The sequence below is a fragment of the Aliirhizobium sp. YIM B11859 genome (genome assembly GCF_057163345.1).
Genome location: NZ_JBXHAY010000001.1, coordinates 1,308,797 through 1,318,571 on the forward strand (window position 1 = coordinate 1,308,797; position 9,775 = coordinate 1,318,571).

Consider the following 9,775-nt stretch of genomic DNA (forward strand, 5'->3'; position numbering starts at 1 on the left):
CTGAATTATGCAGTGGGCGACGTGCGCGGGTCAAACCCTTCGAACGTCATCTGATCTGCATATTTATAGGTCGCCTCGCGCGCCGTTTCATCCCTTACCGTCCAGGTGATCATCACAAGTCCTTGCTGTCTCTGGGCGGTGACGAAGCTGTTCGGCAGATCGGACCAGCGATAGGAGACGAAATCGAGGCCAAGCTGGGCCATTTCATCGTGTTTGAAGAACTCTTCCGGCTGGCTGCCTTCGGCGGTCAGCCCGATCGGATAGGGAGCTTCTGCCTTCTTGAGGTCGCGGATCAGGTGATGATCGAAGCTCATCAGGGCCACTTTGCCCTGATAGCCTTCCAGTTCCTCGAGAACGGTCTCGACGAAGCCGTCATCCTCTTCGGCCGTTCGGCCCTTGAGCTCGATGACAAGCGGCACGCGGCCGGCGACCAGAGCAAGCATCTGCTTCAAGGTCGGTATCTTGTCAGACGTGCCGCCGATCGACAGCAGGCCGAGTTCGGAGGCGGTGCGTTCGCGAACATCGCCCTTGATGTTGCAGACGCGTTCCAGCTTGTCGTCATGGAAAACCATGGGCACGCTGTCGGCCGAAAGCTGCAGGTCGCATTCGATGGCGAAACCCGCATCCGCTGCTCGGGAAAAGGCTGAAAGCGTGTTTTCCCAGATCGTCTTGTTCATGTCATGGTAGCCGCGATGGGCGACCGGAACGTCCTTCATCCACGAGGCGGAGGTCATGCGCCTATCTCGATGATGGCTTCGACTTCGACGGCGGCGTTGAACGGCAGGCCAGCCATGCCGACGGCCGAACGGGCGTGCTTGCCGGCATCGCCGAAGACATTTGCGATCAGGTTCGAGGCGCCGTTGGTGACGAGGTGCTGCTCGGTGAAGCCCGGCGCAGACGCAACGAAGCTCGTCAGCTTGACGAACTGGCGGATGCGGGAAAGATCGCCGCCAAGCGCTGCCTTTGCCTGGGCGATGACGTTGATGGCGCAGAGTTCGGCTGCGCGCTGGCCGGCGGCGACGTCGATTTCGGCGCCAAGGAGACCGATCGCGGCGATCTTGCCTGCCTCAAGCGGCAACTGGCCGGACACATAAAGCATGTTGCCGCTGATGCGGGTCGGCAGATAGTTGGCAGCGGGTGCTGCGGCTTCCGGGAGGGTGAAACCCAGTTCCTTCAAGCGGCTTTCGATGGCATCGGACATTTCGGTCTCCAGTTTGTTGTCAAGCGTACAAAAATCCTGCATCAAGGTCATAACCTCGGCGAATGGCGTTCTTATAACACCCGTCCCCGAGTCCAACAGGAGAATGTGAATGCTGCGCATCAGCCTCGCGCTGTTTCTCGCCACCGGTGCCGGTGTCGCATCCGCTGCGCCGTTGAGCGCCGATAGCGCAGCCCGGCTGCTGGTGCCGCACCGTGCAGTCTACGATCTGAAGCTCAAGGATGCATCGGAGAGATCCGGCATCGAGGGCATGTTCGGTCGGATGGTCTATGAATTTACTGGTTCCGCCTGTACCGGCTTTACCACCAATTTCCGGCTAGTGACGAAGATCAACACGGGTGAGGAAACACGTCTCAGCGATCAGCAGACCAAGACGTTCGAAGATCTCTCTGCGCGGCAGTTTCATTTCGAAACCAAGTCTTTCACCGACGAGCAGCCCGACAAGAACGTGACCGGCGATGCGAGCGAAGGCGAGGGGGGCGTCAAGGTGGAAATCAGGGGAACGAACGGCAGGGAGGTAGACCTGCCGGCGAGCGCCTTCCCGACCACGCATATGCTGGACATCATCAGCCAGGCCAAGCAGGACAAGCGGATCTTCGAAACGCGTGTCTTCGACGGCTCGGAAAACGGCGATCAGTCGCTTCTGACGTCGACGGTCATCGGCAAGGCCGAAACGCCGGAAAAGGGTGATGCCGATGCCGGGGCAGCGGGCGATTTCGCCAAGTCACCCTATTGGCCGGTGACCATCGCCTATTTCAATGACGGTGCTGCCGGCGACCCGATGCCCGTCTACAACATGTCGTTCAAGCTCTATGAAAACGGCATTACCCGTGACCTGACGATGGATTATGGCGACTTTTCCCTGACCGGCAGTCTGGTTAAGCTCGAACTCCTGAAAAAGCAGCAGGATCCGTGTCCCGTGGTGCCGCAATAGTGTCGCGGTCGTGCGCGAGCTGCGATGCGGCGGCGCATGTGAATGCGAACTTTATGATACTCGACAGTTAGTTAGATTTGTGCCTGTATCGCGCCGCAATAAGGAGTGATTCATGGCGTTGATCGGTTTTAAGAATACCCACAATCAAGAGATTTACATTAATCCGGCGCAGGTTCTCTATGTCATGCCTTTCGAGGAAGGGGTGACGATCGTTGCTTTCGCCGCCGCTGGCAGCAATGCGCAGCCGCATGTCGTCTATGTTCGCGGAAACGCCGATCATGTGCGCCAAAGACTGGGCAGCGCGAGCTGAAGGCCCAAGCGAGCGAGCGCAATTGGCGTAAAGAGCGCTTCGGCTCTTGCATTTTCGCTCAGCGCCCTGTATGGGCAGCCGCATTCCACACGTAAAGCATGGGATTGTCCGGGAGAAATCCGGACCGTTCCGCCCGGTGGCATTTCTCGAAGAGGGATGCTGTTTGCCTTGCGGAGGTTCAACCGGAAAAGGATAACAAGGCATGGCATTGCCCGATTTCTCTATGCGCCAGCTGCTTGAAGCAGGCGTCCACTTCGGCCACCAGACTCACCGCTGGAACCCGAAGATGAAGCCGTATATCTTCGGCGACCGTAGCAACATCCACATCATCGACCTGGCCCAGACCGTTCCGATGCTGTCGCGCGCCCTTCAGGTCGTGTCCGACACCGTTGCCCGTGGCGGCCGCGTTCTGTTCGTCGGCACCAAGCGTCAGGCTTCCGAGCTGATCGCTGATTCGGCGAAGCGTTCCGCCCAGTATTACGTCAACTCGCGTTGGCTCGGCGGCATGATGACCAACTGGAAGACCATTTCGAACTCGATCGCCCGTCTGCGCAAGCTCGACGAGATCCTGGGCTCGGAACAGTCCGGCTACTCCAAGAAGGAGCGCCTGAACCTTGAGCGCGAACGCGAAAAGCTGGACAAGGCTCTCGGCGGTATCCGCGACATGGGCGGCGTTCCGGACCTGATGTTCATCATCGACACCAACAAGGAAAAGATCGCAATCGACGAAGCCAAGCGTCTTGGCATCCCGGTTGTTGCGATCATCGACTCGAACTGCGATCCGGACCTGATCGACTTCCCGATCCCGGGCAATGACGACGCATCGCGCGCCATCGCTCTGTATTGCGACCTGATTGCCCGCGCTGCCATCGACGGCATCGCACGCCAGCAAGGCGCTTCCGGTCGTGACCTCGGCGGCATGAGCGAAGCTCCGATCGAGCCGGCTCTCGACGCTGAAGCCGAAGTTCAGGCCGAAGCTTAAGGCCAAGGTCGGAGCGGTTCTGCCGCTCCGCTTTTCCCATTCGATCGAGGCCAGAGAGACGATCCCTGGCCTCGGTTCGTTTGAAAAGCCCGTCCGCCCGCGATCCATCCGGTTGCGGTTGAGGGACAGGTCGGCGGTGATCTTCATCACCCTGTCATATTTCCGGGTACATTCGTTCCCAAAACCTTGAGTTCGCCGAGTTTTTCGGCGCTACGCAACAAGAACCGACAAGAGGCTCACAATGGCTGAAATCACCGCTGCACTGGTGAAGGAACTGCGCGAAAAGTCCGGCGCAGGCATGATGGACTGCAAGAAGGCGCTGACCGAAAACAACGGCGACATCGAAGCAGCAATCGACTGGCTGCGCGCCAAGGGCATTGCCAAGGCCGACAAGAAGTCGGGCCGCACGGCTGCCGAAGGCCTGATCGGTGTTGCTACCTCGGGCACCAAGGCTGTTGTCATCGAAGTCAACTCCGAAACCGACTTCGTTGCCCGTAACGACGCCTTCCAGGCGATCGTTCGCGGCATTGCCGATGTTGCGTTGACCACCGACGGTACCGTCGAGGCAGTCGGTGCTGCCACCTATCCGGCAACCGGCAAGTCGGTCACCGACACGATCAAGGACGCTATCGCCACGATCGGCGAAAACATGAACCTGCGTCGCTCGGTTGCTCTGGAAGTCGAAGACGGCGTTGTCGCGACCTACATCCACAATGCTGCTGCCGACCGTCTCGGCAAGCTCGGCGTTCTGGTTGCCCTGAAGTCGACCGGCAACAAGGACGCGCTCACCGCCATCGGCCGCCAGGTTGCCATGCACATTGCTGCAACGGCTCCGCTCGCCATTCGTTCTGAAGAAGTTGACGCTGCCGTTGCAGAACGCGAACGTCACGTCTTCATCGAGCAGGCACGCGAATCCGGCAAGCCGGAAGCGATCATCGAAAAGATGGTCGAAGGCCGCATGCGCAAGTTCTTCGAGGAAGTCGCACTTCTGTCGCAGGCTTTCGTCGTCAACCCTGACCTGACCGTCGGCGCCGCCATCAAGGAAGCCGAAAAGGAAGTCGGCGCGCCGATCGAAGTGACCGGCATGGCCCGTCTTCTCCTCGGCGAAGGCGTTGAAAAGGAAGAGACCGACTTCGCCGCAGAAGTCGCTGCCGCTGCAAAGGGCTGATTTCGTCGGCTGATACAGTGAAAACGATGAGGGCACCGGTGACAAGCCGGTGCCCTTCGTGTATCCGCAAGCCGTTTGATCTCTCCGCAGACTCGTTTCTCTTTCCAAGGAGCCGTCATGTCGTCCAAGCCCATCTATAAGCGTGTTCTTCTCAAAGCTTCCGGCGAGGCTCTCATGGGCAGCCAGGGCTTCGGCATCGATGTCGCGGTTGCCGACCGTATCGCCTCAGATATCGCCGAGGCGCGCCACATGGGCGTCGAGGTCGGTGTGGTTGTCGGCGGTGGCAATATTTTCCGCGGCGTGGCTGTCGCATCCAAGGGCGGTGACCGGGTGACCGGCGACCACATGGGCATGCTGGCGACCGTCATCAATGCGCTCGCGCTCGCAACCTCGTTGCGCAAGCTCGATATCGACACGGTCGTCCTCTCCGCCATCGCAATGCCGGAAATCTGCGAGAGCTTCTCGCAGCGCCAGGCTCTCCATCATATGGCGCAGGGCCGGGTGGTGATTTTCGCCGGCGGTACCGGAAACCCATTCTTCACCACCGATTCGGCTGCGGCACTGCGCGCTGCCGAGATCGGTGCCGAAGCGATCTTCAAGGGAACCCAGGTGGATGGCATCTATTCCGCCGACCCGAAGAAGGATCCGACGGCTACCCGTTTCGACACGTTGACGCATAGTGCGGTCCTGGAAAAGGGCCTCGCCGTCATGGACGTTGCAGCGGTCGCACTTGCGCGCGAAAACCACATCCCGATCATCGTTTTTTCGATCCATGAGGCGGGTGGTTTCGCTCAGATCTTGACCGGCGGCGGCCTCAAGACGATCGTATCAGACAATTGACATCAGACTGCGGCCCGAAACCAATCAGGCAGGGCCGCCAAGAACAAGGTGGGAGTTCCAACCGATGAGTGGATCAGTCGATCTCAACGACATCAAGCGCCGCATGGAAGGCGCCGTCAACGCGTTCAAAAGCGATATCGCCTCCTTGAGGACGGGTCGTGCCTCGGCCAACCTTCTCGATCCGATCACCGTCGAAGCCTATGGCTCGCGCGTGCCGCTGAACCAGGTGGCAAACATCACCGTGCCCGAACCGCGCATGCTGGGCGTGTCCATCTGGGACAAGTCGATGATCAAGGCGGTCGAGAGCGCGATCCGCGAATCGCATCTTGGTCTCAATCCGATCGTCGATGGCCAGAACCTGCGCATTCCACTGCCGGAACTGAATGAAGAACGTCGCAGATCACTCGTCAAGGTTGCGCATGACTTTGCCGAAAAAGCGAAGGTCGCAGCACGCCACGTTCGTCGCGATGGTATGGACGGCCTGAAAAAAGCCGAAAAGGATGGTGTCATAGGACAGGACGAGAGCCGTTCGCAGTCCGACAAGGTGCAGAAGATGACCGACGACACGATTTCTGAAGTCGACCGCTTGCTTGCGGATAAGGAAAAGGAAATCATGCAGGTCTAGGTTGGGTTGCCTTGCCCCTCCCTTGGCCGTTGAAGGAATTGCATAGGATATGCTGACGCCAGATATTGCGATCATTCCCGAGCACGTTGCCATCATCATGGATGGCAACGGACGGTGGGCCAATAAGCGTGGTCTTGCCAGGACGATGGGACACAGCAAGGGCGTTGAGGCCGTCAAGGAAGCCGTCAGGACGGCTGGAGATGTCGGCATCAAATATCTCACGCTGTTTGCCTTCTCCTCGGAAAATTGGAACAGACCGGAAGCCGAGGTCAGCGACCTTCTGGGCTTGCTTCGCCGTTTCATTCGCCGGGATTTGGCCGAACTCCACCGTGAAAACGTTCGCATCAAGGTGATCGGCGAGCGCGACAAGCTGCGCGGCGACATCCTGCCGCTGCTCCTGGAAGCCGAAGAGACGACGCGCAACAATACGGCACTGACGCTGGTCATCGCCTTCAATTACGGTTCCAGAGACGAGCTTGCGAGAGCGACCGCAAGAATTGCCGAGAAGGTGAAGGCCGGTCTGCTCGATCCTGCCTCCATTACCGCCGACATGATCAATGCTCATCTCGATACGGCCGGAATTCCGGATCCTGACCTGATCATCCGTACCAGCGGCGAAGAACGGCTCTCCAACTTCCTGCTCTGGCAGGCGGCCTATGCGGAATTCGTTTTCTTGCCCGATTACTGGCCGGATTTCGATCGCACGCTCTTCATTCAGGCGCTCAAGATCTATGCGTCGCGCGACAGGCGTTTCGGCGGACTGGCGGCTCGGCCTGCGGCGGTCGTCGGCTGATGGGCAGAGAGCTCAAACTTCGCATCATATCCGCAATCGTCCTTGCTGCAGTCGTGCTGACGGCGACATGGATGGGTGGACTGCCTTTCAACGTGGTCGCCGCGGCCATCGCCCTGCTCGTCTATTACGAGTGGTCGACGATGACGCGGCTGTCCGAGCAGCATTTCAAGGCGAACGCGTTCGCCTGGCTGATCGTGCTTCTCATCGCCTGCAATATCGTGCTTGGCGATGGCGATCTCCTGTTGCCACTGCTTTGCGGCGGGACGATCACCGCGATCCTCCTGGTGCTGATCGGCCATGGATCATGGTGGCTGCCCGGAGGCATCGTCTATGCGGGCTTGAGCGGTATTTCGCTTTCCGCGATCCGCGGTGACAACCAGGCGGGTTTCGTGGCGACATTGTTCATTTTTGCCGTCGTCTGGGGGACCGACATCCTGGCCTATTTCGTCGGCCGGGCGATCGGCGGACCGAAGCTTGCGCCGCGCATTTCCCCCGGCAAAACCTGGTCTGGCGCCATTGGTGGAACCGTCGCAGGGATTGCCGCGAGCGGCATGCTGTCGCTTGGGGTGTTCTCCCGGCTTTCGTTATGGACGATGGCGCTGGCGTTCCTGCTGTCGGTCGCCAGCCAGATCGGCGACCTTTTCGAGTCGTTCATCAAGCGCCGTTTCGGCGTGAAGGATTCGAGCCATCTCATCCCAGGCCATGGCGGCGTCATGGATCGTGTCGACGGTCTTGTCTTTGCCTGCTGTGCGGCGTTTCTGTTGACGCTTGTGGATGCGGTCATGAAAGGCCATGTTAGCAACTCGGTCGCAGCCTTCCTTTTCGGTCTCTAGAATTTGGCCGGACAAAGTAAAATCGAGCGGAAACACTGATGGTTATCCTCAGCTTCATTACCGGTTACATCATCCCGTTTGTGCTGGTGTTATCCCTGTTGGTCTTCGTGCACGAGATGGGGCATTATCTTGTGGGGCGCTGGAGCGGCATCCGGGTCACGGCGTTTTCTGTGGGGTTCGGACCCGAACTCGTCGGTTTTACGGACAAGCACGGCACACGCTGGAAGCTGTCCGCCATTCCGCTCGGCGGATATGTGAAGTTTTTCGGCGACGAGGACGCGTCGAGCCTGCCAGACGCGGCAAGCGTCTCGCATATGAGCGAGGCCGACCGTGCACGGACGCTTGCGGGCGCAAAGCTGTGGAAACGTGCGGCAACGGTTGCTGCAGGACCGATCGCCAACTTCATCCTGGCGATCGCCATCTTCGCGGTGCTGTTTTCCGTCTATGGCAAGATGATCGCCGATCCGGTGGTTGCCGAGGTGCGGCCTGACAGCGCAGCCGCCGAGGCCGGCGTGCAGCCCGGCGACCGGCTGGTCGCGCTCGATGGCGCGAAGGTCAGCACGTTCGATGACGTGCGCCGTTATGTCAGCATTCGCCCCGAAACATCGATCGTGGTGACGGTCGAACGGAACGGTCAGGACCTCCAGCTTCCGATGGTGCCGAAGCGGACGGAAATCACCGACCAGTTCGGCAACAAGGTCGAACTCGGACTGATCGGCGTCGTTACCAACGAGGAGCGGGGCAATTTCCGGCTCGAAACCTTCACCCCGCTTCAGGCTGTCGCAGAGGGCGTCAAGGAAACCGGCAATATCGTCACCGGAACCTTCCGTTATATCGGCAATCTGGTAACCGGGCGGATGAAGGCGGATCAGCTGGGTGGACCGGTGCGTGTTGCCCAGGCTTCAGGCCAGATGGCCAGCCTCGGTTTTGCAGCCGTGATCCAGCTTGCGGCCGTTCTGTCCGTTTCCATTGGACTTCTCAACCTGATGCCGGTTCCGGTGCTTGACGGCGGGCATTTGGTTTTCTACGCAATAGAAGCCGTGAGGGGGAGGCCCCTGGGTGCGGGAGCCCAGGAGATCGCATTCCGTATTGGTCTTGCGATGGTGCTCAGTCTGATGGTTTTCGCGACCTTCAACGACATCACCAACCTTATTGGCTGAAGCGAGCTGCGGGGTGAATAAACCGTTTATTCACCATGTTTCCAATGTTGCGTGGCCTCAAGGCCACGCCTCAAAAGGAAGTAAATAGAAATTAACGCGATAGCTTGCTTGTAGGGCAAAAGAAGGTAAAACGACACACGTGGCCGGAGTCGGGCTCCACCCGCCGAGGGACAACGGGAAAAGGTAAGAATTGAAAATGAAGGCTGGTTCAAAGTTTTTGAACGCAGTGTCGGCGTTTGCGCTGTCTGCTAGTGTTGTCGCGTCGGGCGCGGGTGTCGTTGTACTTGCAACCGCTCCCAAGGCCGAAGCTGCTGTCATCCGCAGCGTCCAGGTGCGTGGCGCTCAGCGCGCCGGCGAGGAAGCTGTGCGTTCCAACCTGACGATCCAGCCGGGGGTTGCCTTTTCCAGCTCGGATATCGATGAATCGGTGAAGCGGCTCTACTCGACGGGGTATTTCTCCGACGTGAAGATCAGCGTCTCCGGGAGCGCGCTGGTGGTAACCGTCAGCGAGAACCAGCTGGTCAACCAGGTCGTGTTCAACGGCAACCGCAAGATCAAGGACGACAAGCTTGCCGGCGTCGTGCAGACCCAGCCGCTCGGCCCCTATAGCCAGGCGATGGTCAATGCCGATATCGAGCGTCTCCGCGAAGCCTATTCGCAGATCGGCCGCAGCGATGTCGAGATCACCACCCAGACGGCCAATGTCGGCTCGGGTCGGGTCAACATCGCCTTCACGATCAACGAAGGCGACCGCACGAAGATCGCCGACATCAATTTTGCCGGCAACCAGGCCTATGGCGACGGTCGCCTGAAGTCGGTGATCGCGACCAAGGAAACCGGCCCGCTGTCGTTCCTGACCCGCAAGGACGTCTACAGCCAGGACAAGCTGCGCGCCGACGAAGAAGCGCTGC

The 9,775-nt window shown here is 59.4% G+C and carries 12 protein-coding genes; 10 read left to right on the forward strand and 2 right to left on the reverse strand.

Annotation, left to right across the window (positions count from 1 at the left end; genetic code table 11):
- Window positions 1–5: 5 nt before the first annotated feature.
- Entirely contained in the window at window positions 6–734 is a 729-nt protein-coding gene (locus AC2GXZ_RS06150) for a glycerophosphodiester phosphodiesterase (protein ID WP_483758210.1), read from the reverse strand.
- Entirely contained in the window at window positions 731–1,201 is a 471-nt protein-coding gene (locus AC2GXZ_RS06155) for a RidA family protein (RefSeq protein WP_483758211.1), read from the reverse strand. Before AC2GXZ_RS06155 ends, AC2GXZ_RS06150 begins: the two co-directional genes overlap by 4 nt.
- 109 nt (window positions 1,202–1,310) lie before the next feature.
- Here AC2GXZ_RS06155 and AC2GXZ_RS06160 point away from each other — a divergent pair, with 109 nt between their 5' ends.
- The 10 genes from AC2GXZ_RS06160 to AC2GXZ_RS06205 form a co-directional block, all read left to right on the forward strand.
- A complete protein-coding gene (locus tag AC2GXZ_RS06160; protein ID WP_483758212.1) occupies window positions 1,311–2,153 on the forward strand; it encodes a cell envelope integrity EipB family protein in 843 nt (280 codons plus the stop codon).
- Between the two features lie 112 nt (window positions 2,154–2,265).
- Entirely contained in the window at window positions 2,266–2,463 is a 198-nt protein-coding gene (locus AC2GXZ_RS06165) for a hypothetical protein (protein WP_483758213.1), read from the forward strand.
- Window positions 2,464–2,665: 202 nt separating this feature from the next.
- Window positions 2,666–3,445 (forward strand): 30S ribosomal protein S2, encoded by a 780-nt coding sequence (gene rpsB, locus AC2GXZ_RS06170; RefSeq protein ID WP_483758214.1) that lies wholly within the window; start codon window positions 2,666–2,668, stop codon window positions 3,443–3,445.
- Window positions 3,446–3,686: 241 nt separating this feature from the next.
- Window positions 3,687–4,613, forward strand: a complete 927-nt coding sequence (gene tsf, locus AC2GXZ_RS06175) for a translation elongation factor Ts (protein WP_483758215.1) — start codon at window positions 3,687–3,689, stop codon at window positions 4,611–4,613.
- 117 nt (window positions 4,614–4,730) lie between these two features.
- Entirely contained in the window at window positions 4,731–5,453 is a 723-nt protein-coding gene (gene pyrH / locus AC2GXZ_RS06180) for a UMP kinase (protein ID WP_483758216.1), read from the forward strand.
- 64 nt (window positions 5,454–5,517) lie between these two features.
- Window positions 5,518–6,078, forward strand: coding sequence for a ribosome recycling factor (gene frr, locus AC2GXZ_RS06185; RefSeq protein ID WP_483758217.1), 561 nt, complete (start codon window positions 5,518–5,520; stop codon window positions 6,076–6,078).
- A gap of 49 nt (window positions 6,079–6,127) precedes the next feature.
- The gene (locus AC2GXZ_RS06190; RefSeq protein ID WP_483758218.1) at window positions 6,128–6,871 is read left to right on the forward strand and encodes an isoprenyl transferase; all 744 of its coding nucleotides are present in this window, start codon (window positions 6,128–6,130) and stop codon (window positions 6,869–6,871) included.
- Window positions 6,871–7,704 (forward strand): phosphatidate cytidylyltransferase, encoded by an 834-nt coding sequence (locus AC2GXZ_RS06195; RefSeq protein WP_483758219.1) that lies wholly within the window; start codon window positions 6,871–6,873, stop codon window positions 7,702–7,704. Before AC2GXZ_RS06190 ends, AC2GXZ_RS06195 begins: the two co-directional genes overlap by 1 nt.
- Window positions 7,705–7,742: 38 nt before the next feature.
- On the forward strand, window positions 7,743–8,864 hold the full coding sequence (gene rseP, locus AC2GXZ_RS06200) for an RIP metalloprotease RseP (protein WP_483758220.1): 1,122 nt from the start codon (window positions 7,743–7,745) through the stop codon (window positions 8,862–8,864).
- 196 nt (window positions 8,865–9,060) lie between these two features.
- Window positions 9,061–9,775, forward strand: a 715-nt coding sequence (locus tag AC2GXZ_RS06205) for a POTRA domain-containing protein (protein WP_483758221.1), incomplete at its 3' end; no start/stop codon positions are given.